This is a genomic window from Bradyrhizobium sp. SZCCHNR1002, assembly GCF_032381435.1.
Lineage (GTDB): Bacteria > Pseudomonadota > Alphaproteobacteria > Rhizobiales > Xanthobacteraceae > Bradyrhizobium > Bradyrhizobium aeschynomenes.
Map to the genome: position 1 here is coordinate 1,763,825 of NZ_JAUHIS010000001.1, position 19,814 is coordinate 1,783,638.

General features: G+C 66.2%; 14 protein-coding genes. 5 read left to right on the forward strand and 9 right to left on the reverse strand.

What is annotated here, in order from left to right; all coding sequences use genetic code 11:
* Positions 1–4 precede the first annotated feature (4 nt).
* From QX108_RS07870 to QX108_RS07905, 8 genes are all read right to left on the reverse strand, one after another.
* The gene (locus QX108_RS07870) at positions 5–2,902 is read right to left on the reverse strand and encodes a flotillin family protein (RefSeq protein ID WP_315779971.1); all 2,898 of its coding nucleotides are present in this window, start codon (positions 2,900–2,902) and stop codon (positions 5–7) included.
* 75 nt (positions 2,903–2,977) lie between these two features.
* Complete coding sequence (locus QX108_RS07875; RefSeq protein WP_315779969.1) at positions 2,978–3,823, reverse strand: phosphoenolpyruvate hydrolase family protein; 846 nt, start codon at positions 3,821–3,823, stop codon at positions 2,978–2,980.
* 3 nt (positions 3,824–3,826) lie between these two features.
* Complete coding sequence (locus tag QX108_RS07880) at positions 3,827–6,046, reverse strand: ABC transporter permease (protein ID WP_315779967.1); 2,220 nt, start codon at positions 6,044–6,046, stop codon at positions 3,827–3,829.
* Complete coding sequence (locus QX108_RS07885; protein ID WP_315779965.1) at positions 6,039–6,821, reverse strand: ABC transporter ATP-binding protein; 783 nt, start codon at positions 6,819–6,821, stop codon at positions 6,039–6,041. The genes QX108_RS07880 and QX108_RS07885 overlap by 8 nt, the downstream gene beginning before the upstream one ends.
* Positions 6,814–7,905 (reverse strand): branched-chain amino acid ABC transporter permease, encoded by a 1,092-nt coding sequence (locus QX108_RS07890; RefSeq protein WP_315779963.1) that lies wholly within the window; start codon positions 7,903–7,905, stop codon positions 6,814–6,816. Before QX108_RS07890 ends, QX108_RS07885 begins: the two co-directional genes overlap by 8 nt.
* Position 7,906: 1 nt before the next feature.
* Positions 7,907–8,917: a branched-chain amino acid ABC transporter permease gene (locus QX108_RS07895; protein ID WP_172113365.1), complete on the reverse strand. Its 1,011-nt coding sequence runs from the start codon at positions 8,915–8,917 to the stop codon at positions 7,907–7,909.
* Between the two features lie 199 nt (positions 8,918–9,116).
* The gene (locus tag QX108_RS07900) at positions 9,117–9,941 is read right to left on the reverse strand and encodes an AraC family transcriptional regulator (protein ID WP_315779961.1); all 825 of its coding nucleotides are present in this window, start codon (positions 9,939–9,941) and stop codon (positions 9,117–9,119) included.
* Between the two features lie 124 nt (positions 9,942–10,065).
* Complete coding sequence (locus tag QX108_RS07905; protein ID WP_172113363.1) at positions 10,066–11,316, reverse strand: ABC transporter substrate-binding protein; 1,251 nt, start codon at positions 11,314–11,316, stop codon at positions 10,066–10,068.
* 484 nt (positions 11,317–11,800) lie between these two features.
* Between QX108_RS07905 and QX108_RS07910 the strand changes: the two genes are divergently transcribed.
* From QX108_RS07910 to QX108_RS07930, 5 genes are all read left to right on the forward strand, one after another.
* On the forward strand, positions 11,801–12,940 hold the full coding sequence (locus QX108_RS07910; protein ID WP_315779959.1) for a sugar ABC transporter substrate-binding protein: 1,140 nt from the start codon (positions 11,801–11,803) through the stop codon (positions 12,938–12,940).
* 76 nt (positions 12,941–13,016) lie between these two features.
* Entirely contained in the window at positions 13,017–14,558 is a 1,542-nt protein-coding gene (locus tag QX108_RS07915) for a sugar ABC transporter ATP-binding protein (protein ID WP_315779957.1), read from the forward strand.
* Complete coding sequence (locus QX108_RS07920; protein ID WP_172113359.1) at positions 14,555–15,535, forward strand: ABC transporter permease; 981 nt, start codon at positions 14,555–14,557, stop codon at positions 15,533–15,535. Before QX108_RS07915 ends, QX108_RS07920 begins: the two co-directional genes overlap by 4 nt.
* A complete protein-coding gene (locus QX108_RS07925; RefSeq protein WP_315779955.1) occupies positions 15,532–16,512 on the forward strand; it encodes an ABC transporter permease in 981 nt (326 codons plus the stop codon). The genes QX108_RS07920 and QX108_RS07925 overlap by 4 nt, the downstream gene beginning before the upstream one ends.
* Before the next feature lie 487 nt (positions 16,513–16,999).
* Positions 17,000–17,614: a hypothetical protein gene (locus QX108_RS07930; protein ID WP_315779953.1), complete on the forward strand. Its 615-nt coding sequence runs from the start codon at positions 17,000–17,002 to the stop codon at positions 17,612–17,614.
* Between the two features lie 828 nt (positions 17,615–18,442).
* Here the strand turns inward: QX108_RS07930 and QX108_RS07935 are convergent.
* Positions 18,443–19,768, reverse strand: a complete 1,326-nt coding sequence (locus QX108_RS07935) for an FAD-binding oxidoreductase (protein WP_315779951.1) — start codon at positions 19,766–19,768, stop codon at positions 18,443–18,445.
* Positions 19,769–19,814: the final 46 nt, after the last annotated feature.

The following is a 19,814-nucleotide window of genomic DNA, read 5'->3' on the forward strand; positions in this document are numbered from 1 at the left end:
CGCCTCAGCCCTTCTTGCGCGGACCGCGGTCGGCCGGCGGCTCTGGCGGGCTCCCGTCGCCCGCGCCGGCTCCGCCGCCTGCATCCTTGCGCGCCGCGGTGTCCTTGCGGATGCCCTGCATGTCCCTGGCCTCACGGATCAGGCCGGGCATCTTGGCGAGGCTGCCACCTTCGACACCGATGTCCGACAGAATGGAGTCGATCAGCGGCGCCTGCACGCGGTAGCGCAGCGCCGAGTCGATCACCTCGTCGGTGGCGCTGCGACCGCCATTGCCGTTGCCACCATTCCCGTTCAGGCCGTCGACCTGGAGAATGCGGATGCCCTCGATCTTCTCCATCGGCTTGACGCTTTCGCGCACGATGCCCTCGATGCGGTCGAGCAGCTTGCGCCGGAACAGCGAGTAGCGCGCCTGGTCGGTCAGAACGTTCTCGGCCTCGTTGAGCAGCCGCTGTGCCTCGGCCTCGACCGCCGCGCGGACCCGCTCGGCCTCGGCCGCGATCCGCGTCTCCTCGGCCTGCTTCTCGGCGAGCAGCACCTCGACCGTCTTGCGGCGGCGGGCGATCTCGCTCTCGCGCGCGGTGATCACCTTCTCCGCCGCCTCGGTCGCGCGCGTGCGCGCCTCCTCGGCCGAGACCTTGGCCGCGGATTCCTCCAGCGACTTCTGGTACAGCGCGATGGCCTTCTCCATCAGCGCCGTCTCGACATCCTTTTCGCGGTTCACTTCGAGCTTGCGCAGCTCGCGCTCCCGCCCGATACGCGCCTCGTCGAGACCTCGATCGGACGCGATGCGCGCGCGCTCCACCTCCTCGCGCGCAGCGATCTCGGCTTCCTGCAGCGACTGCACGCGGGCGACCTCGAGCTGCTCGATCGACCGGCGGCGTTCCAGCCTGACCGCCTCCAGCGCCTGCTCGCGCGAGACGTCGGCGGTCTCGACCTGCTTGCGGGCGACGATCTCGGCTTCCTTGACCAGGCGATCCGCATCGATGCGCTCGGCGCGCTTGGCGGCGAGTTCGATCACCCTGAGCTCGTCGGCAAGCTCGATCGCCTTCTTCTGGTCGATGTTGAGCACCTCGCGGGTACGCGACGAGGCGATGCGCTCGGCCTCCAGCGCCAGCTCGACCTCGATGCGGCGCCGCTCGACCGCCTCGCGCCGCTTGAGATCGGCCGCCTCGACAGCTTCCGTGCGCGCGATCTCGAGGCTGCGCGTCTCCTTCTCCGAGAGGATTCGCTTCTCGGCCACCGCCTGCTCCTGGGCGATCCGCGCCGCCTCGATCGCCTCCCGCGAGGCGATGTCGGCCTCCTCGATCGTCCTGACCCGCGCGATCTCGAGCGCGCGAACCCGCTCCTCCTGCGCGATGCGGCTGGCTTCCGTCGCCTCGCGCGCGGCGATGCCGGCGATCTCGATGCCCTGATTGCGCTCGATCTCCAGCCTGCGCGTGGCATGCTCGGCGGCGATGCGCTCCGCCGACAGCGCCTGCTCGCGCGCAATGCGCGCGGCTTCGACCGCCTTCTGCGCCTCGATCTCAGCTTCCTGAATATTGCGCACCTGTGCGATCTCGGTCGCACGCGTCCGCTCATCGGAGCTGATACGCTCGAGGTTGACGATCATGGTCTGCGCGATCCGCGCCTTCTCGGTCGCCTCGCGCGCCGCGATCTCCGCCTGCTCGATGGCGCGGGTGCGCTCGATCTCGCGCCGTCGCGTCTCCTCGTCGTTGGCGATGCGCGCATCGGAGACGGCGCGGTCCTGCTGGATCCTGGCCTTCTCCACCGCCTCGCGCGCGGCGATCTCGGCTTCCTCGATGGTCCGGGTGCGCTCGATGTCGCGTTGGCGCACCTCGCGCTCCGACTCGATGCGCGCAGCATCGATGGCGCGCTGGTTGGCGATGCGGGCCTTCTCGATGTCCTCGCGCGCCAGCAGTTCGCGCTCCTCGACTGCCCTGGTGCGCTCGATCTCGCGCTGGCGCGTGTCGCGCTCGGCCGCGATCCGAGCTTCCGCGATCGAAAGTTCGTTGGCGATGCGCGCCTTCTCGATGGCCTCGCGCGCCGCAATCTGTGCCTGCTCGGCCTCGGTCTCGCGCAGTGCCCGCTCGCGCGCCACCTCCGTTCGCTGCAGGGCGCGGCGCATCTCGATGTCGCGCTCCTGATCCAACCGCGCCGTCTCGCTCTCCCGCTCGATCTCGAGCGCCTCGCGCTCGGCCTCCAGATTGCGGGTACGGATCTTGATCATCGAGTCCTGCTCGATGTCATTGCGCAGCTTGCGCTTGCTCTCGATGTCCTCCATCAGCCGGGTCAGGCCTTCGGCGTCGAACCGGTTCGACGGGTTGAAGAATTCGAGATCGGTCTGGTCGAGATCGGTGATCGCGACCGATTCCAGCTCCAGGCCGTTCTGCGCCAGCGCCTCGGCGGCGGCCGCCTTGACGCGTCCGACATAATCGCCGCGCTGCTCGTGCATCTGCTCCATCGTCATCTCGGCTGCGACGGAGCGCAAGGCGGAGACGAACTTGCCCGACAACAGCGCATGCAGCTTCTCCGGTTCGAGGGTGCGCCGGCCGAGTGTCGCGGCCGCGATCGATACCGCTTCCCGGGTCGGCTGCACGCGGACGTAGAAATCCGCCTCGATGTCGATGCGCATCCGGTCGCGCGTGATCACGGCGTCCTGCTTGGAGCGCGTGATGCCCATCGGCAGCACGTTCATGTTGACCGGGGTGTAGTCGTGGATGAAAGGCATCACGAAGGCGCCGCCATTGATCACGACGCGCTCGCCGAGGAAGCCGGTCCGGACGAAGGAGACCTCCTTCGAGGAGCGATGATACAGCCAGTTGACGATGTAGACGGCGACCACGATGACGATGATCGCGATGATCAGCCAAAGGATCAGCTCACCGATCAGAACCCCGGACATCCCATTCCTCCCTCAGTCTCCCGTCCGGCAGACGTGGCGCAAGGCGCCGTTGCTGCCGGACTTCGTGTTGCCGTCTCAGACGCGGCGCGGCCGCGAGCTGATCGCCTTGAAATGCCTCACCTGCTCCGTCAGCGCCCGCTCCACCGGCAGCCGCTCCATCGAGGATGCGCCGTAGAAGCCGTGACAGTTCTTCGCATGCTTCATGATGAAGTCGGCATCGGCGGGCTCGGCGATCGGGCCGCCATGCGCCAGCACGAGAATCTCGGGATTGACGCTGAGCGCGGCGGACGCCCAGCTGTCGATCAGCCCGGGACAGTCCTCGAGCTTCGGCGCCGTCTGCGCGCCGATCGAGCCGCCCGTGGTGAGGCCGAGATGGCAGACGATGATGTCGGCGCCCGCGATCGCCATGCCCGCGGCCTGGGCTTCATTGAAGACGTAAGGCGTCGTCAGCAGGTCCTTGTCATGCGCGCGCCCGATCATGTCGATTTCCAACGCGTAGGAAATCCCCGTCTCCTCGAGGTTCGCACGGAAGGTGCCGTCGATCAGGCCGACCGTCGGGAAGTTCTGCACGCCGGAGAAGCCGAGCGTCTTGAGCTGATCGAGGAACACATCCATGTCGCGGAACGGATCGGTGCCGTTGACGCCGGCGAGCACCGGCGTGCTCTTGACCACCGGCAGCACCTCGCTGGCCATCTCGACCACGATCGCATTGGCATCGCCATAGGCCATCAGCCCGGCCAGCGAGCCACGCCCGGCCATGCGATAGCGGCCGGAGTTGTAGATCACGATCAGGTCGATGCCGCCGGCTTCCTCGCACTTCGCCGAGAGACCGGTGCCGGCGCCGCCGCCGATGATCGGCACGCCCCGACGCACCATGTCGCGGAACTTCTTCAACAGCGGTGCGCGCTCGTATCTCGGCATCACTCACCTCGCCTGTCTGCGCCGCGCCGGCAGTCGCCCCAGCATGGGCCTGATGGCGCCGACGATGGTCGCGACGAACTCGTTGTCGTTGATATGATGCGGCACGCGGATCAGACGCCGGTTCGACGTCTGCCGCACGGTCTGTTCGAGGCTGCGGAACAGGGCCTCGTCCGCCTCGCGGTCGAAGAACGGCTGGCCCGGCGCATCGAGCGCGGAGACGCCCTTCTCCGGCAGGAAGAAGCGAACCGGCCCGTCCATGCGGTTGAGACGCTCGCCGATCCAGCGTCCCATCTGCGCATTCTCCGCAGCCGTGGTGCGCATCAAGGTGACCTGCGGATTGTGGACGTGAAACTTGCGCCCGCGATAGCGCTCGGGAATGGTGTCCGGCGCGCCGAAATTCACCATGTCGAGCGCGCCGACCGAGCCGACATAGGGCACACGGCTGCGGATGATGGCGCCGAAGCGATCCTCGGTCGCCGGAAAGACACCGCCCATCAAGAGGTCGCAGACCTCGGTCGTGGTCAGGTCGACCACGCCGGCGAGCATGCCGGAATCGACCAGCTTCTCCATCGACCGGCCACCGACGCCGGTGGCGTGGAACACCAGGCACTCATAGTCGTCGCGCAGCGCGGCCGTCATCTTCTGCACGGCCGGCGTGGTGACGCCGAACATGGTGATGCCGATGGCGGGGCGCTGCTGCCTGGCGCGGTCGACGGCTGTCGATTGCTGCTGGCGGGCCGACACCATGCCGGCGAGCGCGTTGGCACCGTTGCTCAGCACCGCGCGCGAGATCGAATTGAGGCCTTGCACGTCGGTGACCGAATACATCATCGCAATGTCGGCCGGCCCGACATAGCCGCCGACATCGCCCGAGGCGACAGAGGAGATGATCAGCTTCGGCACGCCCACGGCAAGCTCGCGCATGCCCGGAGCGACCAGCGATGTGCCTCCGGAGCCTCCGGCCGAGATGATGCCGACGACATTGTCCTGCCGTCGCAGCCAGCGTGAGAAGGCTTCCGCCATCGCGGTGACGGACGCGCCGCGGTCCGGCCCGAACACGGCCGAGCCGCCGCGGGGGTGATTGAGCGCAACCTCCTGCGCCGAGACATCGCAGCCCGTGTGGCGGCCGCTGGTGGAGACATCGACCAGGCGGGTGCGGAGTCCATGGCCAGCAATGATGTCGCGGATGAAGCGCAGCTCGTCGCCCTTGGTGTCGAGCGTGCCGACCACGATCACGGCCGGCGGCCCCGACGCGACCGGCATGATGCGCTCGCGGCCCGGGCGCGCCGCATCGTCGAGCCGCGGCACGCTGGTGGAGAGCGTGCGCGCCTTGGCCTCGATCAGCGCGATGGGGGCCGGCTGCGACCAGCGCGTCGGCAGCACGGGATTGGAGACGTAGACCCTGACCGGCGCGGACCTCGGCGCCGCTGGCACTGCGGGCCGGGCGACGGGCTCATCCCTGACCTGCTCCGTTCCGAGATCGGTCTCGTCGCCGGCATGCTGGCCGACACCGAGCAGACGCTGCTGCAGCTCGCGGTCGGCGGCGAGCCGCGCAGAGTCGATGATGCGGTTGATGCGGCCGTTAACCATGATCGCCACGCGCGGCGAGATCGCGGTGGCGACGCCGATATTCTGCTCGATCACGAGCACCGCCATGTCGCCGTCCTGGCCGAGACGGATCAGCATCTCCTCGACCTGGGCGACGATCACCGGCGCCAGCCCCTCCGTCGGCTCGTCCATGATCAGCAGCTGCGGATTGGTCAGCAATGCGCGGGAGATCGCGAGCATCTGCTGCTCGCCGCCCGACAGCTGACCGCCGCCATTGTTGCGCCGCTCGGCGAGCCGCGGAAACGTCTCGTAGACGCGATCGACGGTCCAGGCACCGCGGCGCAGGCCCGCCGCCAGCCGCAGATGCTCGTCGACGCTCAGGGAGCGCCACAGACGCCGTCCCTGCGGCACATAGCCGACACCGAGCCGTGCGATGCGCGCCGGGTTGAGCCCGGTGATATCATTGCCGCGCAGCCGCACGGAGCCTCCGGACGGGCGCAGCAGACCCATGATGGCCTTGCACAGCGTGGTCTTGCCCATGCCGTTGCGGCCGACCAGCGAGAACACACCGCTGTCGAGCCGGAGATCGACGCCCTGCAGCGCATGCGAATGGCCGTAGTAGACGTCGAGCCCGCGGACCTCGAGCGCTGGTGCGGAGCGGCTGCGATCATTCATGACCGCCTCCCAGATACAGCTCCTGCACCTCCGGGTCGGACTCGATCTCGTGCGGCGCGCCCTCCTTGAAGATGCGGCCGTTGTGCATCATCGTCACGCTCTCGACGACGCGCAGCGCCACGTCCATGTCGTGCTCGATGATGATGTAGCCGATGTGCGGCGGCAGCGATGTCAGGATCTCGACCAGCTCGCGCCGCTCGGTCGGCGACAGGCCCGCCGCCGGCTCGTCGAACAGGATGAAGCGCGGCGCGCCCGCGAGCGCCAGCGCAATCTCGAGCTGACGCTGCTGGCCATGGGCGAGCTCGGACACCAGCTGGTCGCGCACGGCTGTGAGATGCACCGCCTCGATCAGGCGCTCGGCCGCCTGCATCAGCGCGTCGTTGGCACTCGGACGTAGCATCGAGAAGCGCGCGCGCGACACGCCGCGGCAGGCCAGATAGACGTTGTCGCGCACCGTCAGGCCGAGAAACAGGGCGGAGATCTGGTAGGTCCGGCGCAGACCGCGGCGGATGCGCTCATACGGCGGAAATGCGGTGATGTCCTCGCCGAAGAAGCGGATCGTGCCCGATGTCGGCAGGAAGTCGCCGGTGACGCAGTTGAACAGCGTCGTCTTGCCGGCACCGTTCGAGCCGAGCACCGCGCGCCGCTCGCCGGGCCGCACGGTGATCGTGATGTCGGTGAGCGCAGCCAGGGCGCCGAACATCCGCGTCACGCCGCGGAGCTCGAGCGCTGCAGCCGAGCCGAGCGCCGAGATACGGTCCGCGACCCTATCCATGGCCGTGCCCTCCCGGACGCGCTCGCGCCTCCCCACCTTCGCCGCGCTCGCGCCAGCGCTCATACAGGCCGATGACGCCGTCGGACGACCAGAAGACGATGGCCAGGAAGCCGAGCCCGATCAGCAGACGGAAGCGGTTGCCGTCGAGCCCGACCTTGACCAGGAAATCCAGCGCAAAGGTGCGCAGGATGACGAAGATGAAGGCGCCGATATAGGGGCCGACCGGACGGGTGATGCCACCGACGACCGCGACGATCAGAATGTCGATGCAGCGCTCGACCGCGACCGAGCCCGGCGAGATCTGCCGGTAGTTCCAGACCTGCAGCACACCTCCCATTCCCGCGATCAGCGCGGCGAAGGCATAGGCAGCGATGCGGTGGGCGTTGACGTTGAAGCCCAGCGCCGCCATGCGCCTGGGATTGTCGCGCACGCCCTGCAGCGCCAGGCCGAACGGCGCGCGAGACAGATAGAGCACCGCGAAATAACACAGCGCGGCCACCGCCAGCGTCAGGTAATAGAAGGCGACATCCATGCGCCAATCGATGCCGAGGAAGTGCGGCGTCGCGATCGTGTTGATGCCGGTATGGCCGTTGAAGATCGCCCAGTTCTGGTTCGTGAAATAGTAGAAGGCCGCGCCGATCGCGAGCGTGATCATGATGGTGTAGATGCCTTCGGTGCGCACCGCGAGCGCGCCGCCAAGCGTGCCGAACAGCACCGCGAGCACCAGCGCCATCGGCGTCGCCAGCCACCACGGCCAGCCCAGGCTGATGTTGGCGTTGCCGCTGACGCCGAACACGGCGACCATGTAGCCGGCAAAGCCCGCGATGGTCAGCTGCATCAGACTGACCATGCCGCCATAGCCAGCGAGGAACATCAGGCTCAGCGCGATCGTCCCGAGGATCAGGGTCGTGCCGAAGATCTCGATCAGGAAGAAGCCGTTGGCGATGATCGGCATGATCAGCAGCAAGACGGCGACAGCCCAGGCCCACGGCTGCTCGGTCACCGACCATGCCGCCGGCCGCGCTGCTGCTCCCCCTGATGTGAGCCCCCCGTCCCGCGCCCGCGCCTCCTGGATCAGCGACATCTCATCGCCTCGCCAGCAGGCCCTGGGGCCGCAGCGCCAGCACCAGAACCATGATCAGGAAGGTCACGACGATCGCATAGGTCGGGATGTAGACCGAGCCAAGCTGCTCGGCGAGGCCGATGATCAGCGCGCCGAGCGCCGCGCCAGGGATCGATCCCATGCCTCCGACGATGACGACGACGAGCGAGGCCAGCAGAAATCGTGTGTCCTCGCCGGGCGAGATCGACTGGAACGTACCGCCGACCACCCCCGCAATGCCCGCGAGACCGGCGCCGAGCGCAAACACCAGCACGAACACGAGCTGGATCTGGACGCCGGTCGCCGCCAGGATCTCGCGATCGTCGACGCCGGCGCGGACGATCATGCCGACGCGGGTGCGGTTGAGCGCAAGCCACATCGCGATGCCGATGACGACCGAGCCGCAGAAGATCACCAGCCGAACCAGCGGATATTGCAGGAACACCGCCTCGCCCGACGATTTCATCGCAGTCATCAGGGGCAGCTGGATCGGCCCGATCAGCCAGGCCGGTGTCTGGATCTGATAGAAGTCGCCGCCGAATGCCCACAGCATCAGGTCGGCGAAGACGATGGAGAGCCCGATCGTCACCATGGTCTGGCGCAGGTCCTGCCCCTCCATGCGGCGAAACACCAGCAGCTGAAGCAGGACACCGATGACGGCAACGACGATGAAGGCGGCGATGAAGGCGAGGATCCAGGAGCCGGTCGCCGACGAGATGCCGTAGCCGACATAGCCGCCGAACAGATAGAGTGAGCCGTGTGCGAGATTGACGTTCCGCATCAGCCCGAAGATCAGCGTGAAGCCGCTCGCCACCAGGAAATAGAGGCCGCCCAATGTGATGCCGTTGAAGACTGCGCTCAGGAAGACCTTCTTGCGCCCAATCGCCTCTTCCAGGCCGGGCGGCCAGACCGCAAAGATCAGCCAGGCCGCGAGCGCGATCCCGAGAAGAATGATGAGGGACCAGATCGGGTGGCGCTCGATGAAGCGGCTCATCGATCCTCCCTCACGACCGGGAGGGCAGCTCCGTCGTCACAGTGGCCGGGCGAACCCAGCCGAAGATCGCCGGGTGTGCCGGCCATCGCTCGTCCTCCCTCGTCGGATCCTTGTCCGGATCACGTTCCGTCGAGTGTAGCGGGGGACGCGCGCGCGTATTTGATCGACAGTCTCTTTTCGCAAGGTGCGAAGCAGCACGTCAGGAGCGCAGCACCTTCGCAGCGCGGCGATAGTCGGTCGGCGCCATGCCGACATTGCCGGCGAAGAAGCGGGTGAAGCCGCTCTGCGAGGAGAAGCCGAGGTCGAAGCCGATATCGGCGATCGGCGATTCCGTCGCCACAATGGCGTCGAGCGCCCGCTCCATCAGCAGCGTGTTGAGATAGAGGTTCGGCGTCACGCCCGTCTGGCTGCGGAACAACCGATAGAAATGCGGCCGCGACAGCCCGGACTCGCGCGCGATATGATCGAGCTCGATCTCGGCGCAGGGACTGTCCGACATCAGCTTGATGCACTTGCGAACGCGGAAATCCGTCACTTCGGCACACGGCCGGTCCGGCAGGTCGTCCGAGATCCGCCAGCTCTCTTCGTAGCAGCTGTCGATCAGCTGCCGCAACTCGCCGTCGAGGCAGCCCAGGGATGGCGCGCCACATACCAGCGCTGCAGTGCGGCGAATGCAGCGATCAAGCGCCGCCGTGCGGCGAAAGCAGGTTCGGCCGAACCGCAGGCCCTGCTCGCGCGCGGCCGGCGGCGAGAACCACTCCGAGTTCACGTAGAGCACGAAGAAGATTGCGCCATTTTCCATGTCATTGGGAACGAAATTGTGCGGCTCCCACGGATTGACCGCGACGATGGACTCCTCGCCCATGAGATGGCGCTGGTCGCAGACGTCGATATGGGCCGGCGTTCCACCGACGTGAAAGATCAGATGCCCCTCGCGGTGCGCGTGCACGTTGAACGGTCGATTGAGCTGATAGACCGTCGCGCGGCCGAAGCGAGCATGAAAGACGGCGAGCGCCCTACTCATCACTTCCTCACCGAAATGTCTTGTTGTTTGTCCTTCAGCGTCGATCATTGCCCCGGAGAATGCAAGAGACGCGACGACGCGGCCGGAGCGGGCTCCGGCCGCGTTGGCTGCTGACCATAATTGGTCAGTACTTCTTACATTCAGGCACGGTCCGGCTCGGCAGGCCGATCTTGGCGAAGGTCGCCGCGTCATAGCCCAGCGTCTGGTTGACGTCGGGGATCACCTTCACGACCTTGCTGAACAGGGCGCCCTTGCCGTCATCCACCACCTCGGTCACGAAGTTGGTACCGATCGCCTGGCGGTTGGAGTCGAGCTTGATCTTGCCGTTGGGCGCATCGATCTCGATCTTGGCCAGCGCCGCCTTCAGTTTGGCCTGGTTGTTCGACAGATCGCCATTGACCTCACGCAGCGCCAGGATCAGGGCCATCGTCGAGCCGTAGTAGTTGGTGGCGAGCAGCGATGGGCTCGGGAAGCGCTTCTCCGGCGGGAACGAGTCCTGATAGGCCTTGACGAATTTCTGCCAGCGCGGATCCTCCCACGTATCGGCCTGGCCCGACGCCGCGATAGTGCCGACGAGCGCGTTCTTGGCATTGCCTTTCGACGACAGGATGGTCTGGTCGATCATGATCGAGCCGCCCATCAGATGCGCCTTGCCGCCGGCCTGCTGGTACTGGTTGAGGAAATTGACGGCGTCGGCGCCGCCCAGGCCGAGATAGATCGCGTCGACGTCATCGGGCAGCGCCGCGATCACGGACGCGAAGTCCTTGGTGCCGAGCGGCACCCATTGCCGGCTGGAAATCTTGCCGCCGAGGCCGCAGAACTCCAAGGCCAGGCCGAACACCTGGGTATAGATGAAGGAGTAGTCCTCGCCGACGGTTGCGATCTTGCGGTACCCCTTGGTCTCGTAGGCGTATTTGCCAAGGCCGACCTGCCACTGCGCGCCATCCATGTTGAAGCGGAAGAAGTTCGGCGCCGGGTCGACGTAGGTCGTCTCCTGCGCGCCGGAGGCGGCATTGACGAAGGTCAGCTCGGGATGCGTCTTGGCGAAGTTCTTGACCGCGATGCCCTCGTCACCCGAGAGCGGCGACAGCAGGATCTGCACCTTGTCCTGCTCGATCAGCTTGCGCACGGCGCGTACGGCCGAGTCGGGCGTGGCATCGGTCGATGCGACGACGAATTCCAGCTCCTTGTCGCCGATCTTCTTGCCGAGCACGTTGAGCGCGGTGACATGGCCGCGCATACCGTCCTCGCCGAGCACCGTATAGGTGCCCTCGAGCGTCGCAGTGACGCCGACCTTGATCTTGTCCTGAGCGTACGCCGTACTGGACAGCAAAAGCGCCGTGACCACGGCGAACCCTACGCGTCGCATGTGCATCGAACTCCCTCCCTTGTTGCCCATTGCTGGAGCACACGAATGTGCCGGCCAGTCGTTGCTGGCCGTGTTGGCAGCAGGTCTCACCAAGTTCTGGCAGGAAGCGGTGAGCCCCCATCACCTGCGGAGGCTAGCTGACGGCGCGTGGCCTCGGATGGGGTGCCGAGCGGCCACCTTGACGGGCAGTCTCATTTTCCTTGGTGCGACGCAGAAATCGCGGCGTCCTGCTGATAGCGCTGCCATTCGTCATGCCGCAACACGGCCGTCGTTCAGCGCAGTCGACACATTGTATATAGTGCGATTGTGCAGTGCGCTCCGAACCCGGCAGCGTTTCAGAAGCCGGCGGGCGCTAATTGACAGCGCTGTCATTGGTCAGTAACGCTGCGCTCGTCGAGATGACGAGCGAAGCTCGAACAACCTCCGCACACAAGTGAGGCGTCTCGCAAATGCGTCGATGATTGGCGCTGCAAAACAGGGGAGGTCACGAATGTCGTCCAAGTCGATCAGGGCGCGATGCCTTGCCACGTGTGCATCACTGGTGCTGCTGTCGGCGTTCGCCGGCAAGGCGCTGGCAGAGCCGGAGATGGTCAAGGGTCCGGCGGCCGAGCCCGAATGCATGGTGCCCTGGACCGCGGATACCAAGTTCTTCAAATTCCCGGCCAAGAAAGGCCCCTATCGCATCGCGCTTGCGAATGGCTACATCGCCAACACCTGGCGCATCCAGATGATCCAGACCGCGAAGGCCTATGCGGCGCAGCCCGAGGTCAAGGCGAAGCTGAAGGAATTCAAGGTCGTCTCGACGGGCGAGGACGTGCCGGCGCAGATCTCGGCGATCAACAACTTCATCGATTCCGGCTATGACGCCATCGTCGTCAACGCGCAGAACCCGACCGCCTTCGGCCCGGTGATCAAGCGCGCCAAGCAGGCCGGCGTGATCCTGGTCGCGTTCGACAACATCCTGGCGACGGAGGACGCGATCAACGTCAATGTCGATCAGAAGGGCCTCGGCGAGCTCTGGGCGCGATGGCTGGTCAAGAACGTGCCCGATGGCGGCAAGGTGCTCGAGGTGCGTGGTGTCGCCGGCACGTCGGTCGACACCGACCGGCACAACGGCTTGCACTCCGTACTCAATAGCTCCGGCAAGAAGTGGCAGATCACCGAGGTCGTCGGCAAATGGGATGACGGCGTCGCGCAGAAGGCCACGGCAGATGCGATCGCAACCAACGGCCCGTTCGACGCGATCTCCGGCCAGGGCGGCGATACCGGCATCGTGCAGGCGATGCTCGACGCCAAGCACAAGATGGTGCCGTTCGGCGGCGAGACCGAGAACGGCTTCCGCAAGTTCTGCGCAGCCAAGGCGTCGGAAGGCCTGAAATGCTCGTCCGCCGGCACCGGGCCTGCGCAGGTCGCGGTCGCCATCAAGGTCGCGCTCGCCGCACTGGAAGGCAAGGTCGTGCCGCAGTCGGTCAAGCTGCCGCTCGCCGTCGTCGAGGATCCGAACTTCAAGAAGGACGTCGACTACTTCCCGTCGCAGTCCGACAATTTCTTCGTCGGCAACTCCTTCCCGACCTGCGGCATCAACTTCACGGCGCAGGAGATCATGGGCCAGTCGAAGGACAATCAATAGCCCCGGATGTGATCGCTGGTCGCGAGCCCGCTTGCGGCCAGCCCGTCTTTATTGCCGAGGATCGAGGAAAGCGAGCATGAGCGCGGCCGAGCCGCTGTTTCGCGCGGAAGGATTGTCCAAGCGCTATGGCGGCGTCATTGCTCTCGACCGGGCGGACCTCGAGGTTCACCCCGGCCGCATCCACGCCATCCTCGGCGAGAACGGCGCCGGCAAGTCGACGCTGATTAAGCTCATGGTCGGCGTCGTCGCGCCGGATGAAGGCCGCATGATGCTTGGGGGACGCGAGGTCGCGTTCAGCAATCCGTCTGCCGCGAACGATGCCGGCGTGGTGTGCATCTTCCAGGAGCTGTCGCTGATCCCTGATCTGTCGGTGGCCGACAACATCATGATCTCCCGTCCGCCGACGCGGCTCGGCCTGATCGACCGGCAGGCCCAGCGCCGCATCGCCGAAGAAGCGCTGGAGCGAGCCGGCGCCGGCGACATTCATCCGCGCGCACTGGTGAAGGACCTGCCGCTGTCGCGCCGGCAGATGGTCGAGATCGCCAAGGCGCTGTCGCGCCGGCCGAAGATCCTGATCCTCGACGAGGCGACGTCGGCGCTGACGGCCTCCGACGTCACCAAGGTGTTCGAGGTGCTGAAGCGCCTGCGCAGCGAGGGACTGGCCCTGCTCTACATCTCCCATCGCATGCACGAGATCGCCGAGCTGGCCGACGACTGCAGCGTGTTCCGCAATGGCCGGAGGATCTCGACCTTTGCTGCCGGCACCAGGACGGATGCCGAAGTGATCGAGCTGATGATCGGCCGTGAATACAAGCATGCCTTTCCCGACAAGCCGGTCCGCGCGCCCGACGGCCGGCCGCCGCCCCTGCAATGCAGGAAGCTCGGCTGGGGCGATCGGCTGAGGGACATCTCATTCTCGCTGCATGCCCGCGAAATCATTGGGCTCGGCGGACTCGACGGCCAGGGCCAGCGCGAGCTGCTGCTGGCGCTGTTCGGCGTGCTCAGCGATGTCAGTGGCGACATTCTCATCGATGGCGACAAGGTCGTGATCGACAGCCCCGTCGCCGCCAAGTCCGATCGCATCGGCCTCGCTCTGATCCCGGAGGATCGCAAGACCGAGGGATTGATGCTACCGATGTCGGTGCGCGACAATCTGTCGGCCGCCGCGTTCGACCGCTTCGCGCAGTTCGGCATCATCGACCGGCAGCAGCAATCCGCGCTGATCGACGAGATGATCCGCCTCATCGAGATCAAGACCGCCTCCCCCGATCTTCCCGTCAGTGCGCTGTCGGGCGGCAACCAGCAGAAGGTCGTGATCGCGAAATGGCTGATGAACAAGCCGCGCATCATCCTGCTCAACGATCCGACGCGCGGCATCGACGTCGGCACCAAGCAGGAGATCTACCGGCTGCTGCGCCGCCTCGCCGACGAAGGCGCCGCGATCCTGCTCTATTCGACCGACTATGACGAGCTGATCGGCTGCTGCGACCGCGTTCTCGTGATGTATGATGGCGCCATCAGGCGCGAGCTCGCAGGCGCCGAGATCACCGAGCGCGCGCTGGTCAGCAGCGCGCTCAACGTCGACGACGGCGAACGAGCGGAAGCGAGCGCGCAATGACCGAGTGGCGGTACTGGCTCGCCGAGCAGCGCGGCACCTTGCTGGCGATCGGCATCTTCGTCGCGATGTTCCTGATCTATGCCACCAACCATCCAGCCGGCTTCAGTGCCAACATGGTGCAAACCGCGTCCAACAAGGCGACCTTGCTGGCCTTCGTCGCCATGGCCCAGGCGATCGTGGTGATCACCGCCGGCATCGATCTGTCCGTTGGCATGATCCTGACGCTCACCAACTGCCTCGCGTCCTGGATCGTGGTCGGCACCGCCACCGAGACGGCGCTCGGCGTCGCCGGCGTGCTCGGCACGGGCCTCCTCTGCGGCATGATCAACGGCGCGATCGTGATCTTCGGCCGGCTGCAGCCGATCGTCACCACGATCGCGACAGGCGCGATGTATTACGGCGTCGCGCTGATGCTGCGGCCCAATCCCGGCGGCTCAGTCAACGAGACGCTGGCCGATGCGCTGACGGGACGCCTGTTCGGCGTCCTGCCGACCAGCCTCGTCGCGCTGGCCGCGGCGGCGCTGCTGATCTGGGTGCCCTACAGCCGCTCGGTCATCGGCCGCGCCGCATTCGCGACCGGCTCCTCGGAGGTCGCCGCCTACATGTCCGGCGCGCCGATCCGCGCCGCCAAGTTCGCCGCCTACAGCCTGGCCGGCCTGCTGTCGGCGATCGGCGGCCTGTTCCTCACCTTCTTCTCCTATACGGGCGAGGCCGCCTATGCGAGCGGCAACGCCTATACGCTGTTCTCGATCGCGGCCGTGGTGCTCGGCGGCGTCTCGCTGATGGGCGGACGCGGCAGCGCGATCGGCGCGATCTTCGGCGCACTTGCATTCCGCACCATCGGCGATCTCCTGTTCGTGTTCGATTTCGATCCGCTGTGGCAGCCGCTGTTCCAGGGGATCGTGCTGATGCTTGCGGTCTCGATCGGGGCGTTCGGCCTGCTTCGCGTGCGCAACCGGCTGGAGTGGTTCGGATGAGCGAGGCGACGGCGTCACAACCGGCCCAACGCGGGGTTGCCATGCTGCGCCGGATCGATCCGGCGGTGGCGGCCTCGTTCGGCTGCATCCTGCTGTTGCTGCTGGTGGGCAGTCTGTATTCGCGCAGCTTCCTGTCGCCGGACTATCTGCTGCAGCAGCTGAAGGTCGCGAGCTTCCTGGGCGTGATCGCGACCGGCATGATGCTGGTCATCCTGCTCGGCCAGATCGACCTGTCGGTGCCGTGGGTGGTGACGTCAGGCGCAATGATGGCCTGTGCGGCGGCCGCGCACGGGACCACCGGCGCCATTCTTGCAATCCCCTGCGGCATTCTCTGTGGCGCCGCGATCGGTCTCTTGAACGGCATCGGGGTCGCCTACCTGCGCATTCCCTCGATGATCATCACGCTCGCGACCAACGCGGTCGCGCAGGGCCTGATGGTCGCCTACACCGGCGGCTTCGCGCCGCAGGATTCCGCCTCCAAGGCGATGCGCTATCTGGCGACCGGCAATGTCGTCCCCGGGCTTCCCAACGCGGTGCTGGTCTGGGCGATCATCGGCGGCGCGGCGATCTGGCTGCTGTCGCGCACGACCTTCGGCCGTGCGATCTACGCCATCGGCAATCGCGAGCGCGCCGCCTATCTCTCCGGCATCGACACGCGCCGCGTCACGATGCTGGCCTTCGCTCTGTCGGGCGCCCTGTCCGCCTTCGGCGGCGTGCTGCTCGCGGGCTACGCCTCCAAGGCGGCGCAGTCGATGGGCGACGCCTATCTGCTGCCGTCGATCGCCGCCGTCGTGCTCGGCGGCACCCACATCCTCGGCGGCCGCGGCAGCTATCTCGGGACGATCGCCGGCGTCATCCTGATCACGCTGTTGCAGTCCATCCTCTCGGTGATGCAGATCAGCGAAGCCGGCCGTCAGCTGATCTATGGCGCGGTCATCATCCTGATGCTGCTGATCTACGGCCGCCAGAAGGTGTGACCCCGCCGCCAGGACCCAGCTCACGCGCCGCAGGGTCCGGCCGCCTGCCGCCCTTGCGTCATCTGAATGAAAATCGCTTTTGACACGCACGGCAGCGACGGCAGGCGACTACATCGACTGGCCCATCTCGCCCGCGGCCGTCATATGCAACGTTGCGCCGCGACCTGCGGCTAACGCCTTCGCACAAGGGCGTTTCATGGCCGAACGAAATCGCCGGACCGACCAGGCTGAATGGGCCACCCGGGACACGGGGGTCAGCCTCGAATCGCCCTATTGGTCGCGACACCCGACTTCGACGCGAAAGTCTCCCGCGATCGGTACGAATGGCTCGACGACAGGTCGCTATCATGACCCAAGGCAGACTTTGCGAACAAGTTTGCAGCGCCTGCATTCAGCCCAGAGGCGACATCATAGCGAGGCGTGATATGAACAGGGGAATAGCCCGTTAATTCGTCTGACTTACGGCGATCCGGTAGGGGAAGCATGCATGTACAAGTCGCAGGACGGCCTCACAATCATTGAAGGACTCGAACCGATTCAGAGGAGGCCGACGATGTACATCGGAGCGACGTCCGGCCGATCGCCTTCCTGTCGTTTACTGGAAGTGCTCGTCGATGCCATCGCAAATGACGCGCCCGCCCCCCAAGAAATCCGCGTCCTATTATGGAGCGGGTCCGTAATCACCGTTGCCTGGGACGGAGTCCCGCTCCCTATCGAACCCTTGAGCGACGAAGGCGTCTCGCATCCAGCTCTCTATTACCTCTTTATGAATGTTGCCGCTGGTGCGCCGCCGCTCGGCCGCTTCTTCTTCGGTGCGATTCTGAATGCCTTATCGGAGCGGCTGGTCGTCTCAACCATGCACGACGATCGCCGATATCGCATCGTGTTCTCGAGGGGCACAGTGGTTGCGCTTCTCAAAGCTACGACCTGCTGCCAGCCGCTCGGGACGACTTGGATCACATTTCGGCCCGACACAGCGATCATTGGCGGTGATGCGGTGACATGGGCCGATATGCAGCACATCGTCGCCTCCACTGAAAGGCAGGGTAGCCCGCGTTTTTGTATCGAGGACCATTCGAGCGAAGAGGCGCATTGGTATTGAGGGAGACCCGCAACCTCACTGCATGAAAGTCGGCTCGGATCATTCGTGGCTTGATCGGGCTGCTTCGTCACGTCCGCGATTCGCCCTACTCGGACCTTTCAGTCGGCGCCAAAGACGTTCGTTTGCTGGGCTTGACCGGACATACGCATCGAGACAAGCGCAGGCCAGGCGCGCGGCTGACGACAAGACGTCCGGCCCCCCTACGCCAAAAATCTGATTTCTCTCACCGCCTCAAGCCCATCACCCCTGTCCAGTCCTCTCGCAAAAAATATTCCTCTTTCGTTTTTTCGAAAGTCATGGTTGTCTAGGTGCATCCCGTCCCGCAGAGGGGCGCTTCGCGGTCGTCACGAAACGTGGGTGCGGGATGCGGTGGGTGCATTGGATCGCAGCGTGACCTGTCATGCGGACGAACGAGCCCGATGCGCCGGCGAAATCGTAGGGTCCTGGCCTCCCGACGCTGAGGCCAAGCACGCGGCAACGCTTCGGCGTTGCGCGGGTGACGGGGGCAAGACAGCCGGTCCCCGGGGAGAGGACGTATAAGCCGCTAAAACCATCGCGCGGGGAATGCCGGGATGTCTCGGCTGAACCTGTGGTACCTGCCGCCAGCATTTTCTTTCGCTGGCGGGCCATGGGTGCGGCCAGCGCCCGGCATTCCCTGCGCCCTCTGTTCGCAGAGGGTGGAACGATCGCACAGCTCGGACGCATCAGGCGTCGCGAGGCCGGACCATCATGGCCTGACGGATGGCATTTTGACCGATGTCCAAACAGATCTCGGCAATGCGAGCGTGTCGGCGAATTCGAGAAGCGATGGACGTCGCGTATGGGCCCTCAGAAATCCGCGACCTTCGTTGCCCCGGGACGCGCGAAGCGCTCGGGTGCATAAGGCTTGGGATCGACGATCGGCGTGGCGGCGGTGACGAGATCGGCGATGAGATGGCCGGCGCCGGGGCCGATGCCAAAGCCGTGTCCGCTGAAGCCGGCGGCGACGATCAGGCCGGGCAGCGCGGCGAGTTCGCCGATGACGGGCACGCCGTCCGGCGTGGAGTCGATGTAGCCCGCCCACGTCGCCGTGACCAGGCTCTGCTTCAATGCCGGCAGCAGCTCCAGCGCGCGCGCATGCGTGAGGCGGATGGTCGCCTGATCCGGCGCGGGATCGAGGATGCGCATGTGCTCCATCGGCGTCGGCTCATCGAGCCGCCAGCGGCCGAGCGTCTCATGGCCGGAGCGCAGGCCTTCGAGGCCGCCGGGGAGAAGGTTGCGCCAGCGCTTGGCGAACATCGGCAGGAAATGCGGCGCGAAGCGCAGCTGCTGCAGGGTCGGATCGACGCGGCCACGGCCGCTGATGGCGAGCGTATGCCCGCCGTCGCCGCGTCGCGTGATCGAGACCGCGGCGGTGTGCAGCGCCGGCGGCAGCTGCTCTGCGGATGGCGACAGCGCGAGCGCCGAGGAGCGGATGGAGGCGATCGGGAGGGCGACTCCGAGCTGATGGCAGAACGACGATGTCCAGGCGCCAGCCGAGAGCACAGCAAGCGACGTGCGAACGGTGCCTCGCTCGGTGACGACGGCGGAGAGCCGGCCGCCGCGGCTCTCGACACCGCGCACGGCGCACATCTGATGCACCGTGCCGCCCTGCTTCAGGATCGCGCGCGCCACCGCAGGCGCCGCATCGGCGGGGCTGGCGGTGCCGTCGGTCGGCGAGAATACGCCGCCCTTCCAGCGTCGCCCGGTGGCCGCGCCGCGCTCGCTGGCCTGACGGCCGTCCAGCATGTGCGTGGTCACGCCGGCCGTCTTGGCAAACTCGCCCCAGCGCGCCCAGCCGGCGAGCTCGGCCTCGTCATTGCTGAGATAGAACAGCCCGCAGCGCGAGAAGCCCGTCGCCTCGCCGCTGTCGCCGGCAAAGCGCTCCCACAGATCGAGGCTCAGCGTCGCCATCGGCAGCTCACGGGCATCGCGGTTCTGCTGCCGGCACCAGCCCCAGTTGCGGCTGGACTGCTCGGCACCGATCCGTCCCTTCTCGATCAACGCCACCGCAAGCCCGCGCCGCGCCAGATAGTAGGCCGCGAACACGCCGACGATGCCGCCGCCGATGACCACAGCATCTGCACGCTCGGGCAGCGTTGGCGACGTTTCGACGTGCACCAGGGGTGCGGGCATGGTGTCTCTCCGGCTTTCAGCCGCATCAAATTAAAGCGGTATCCGG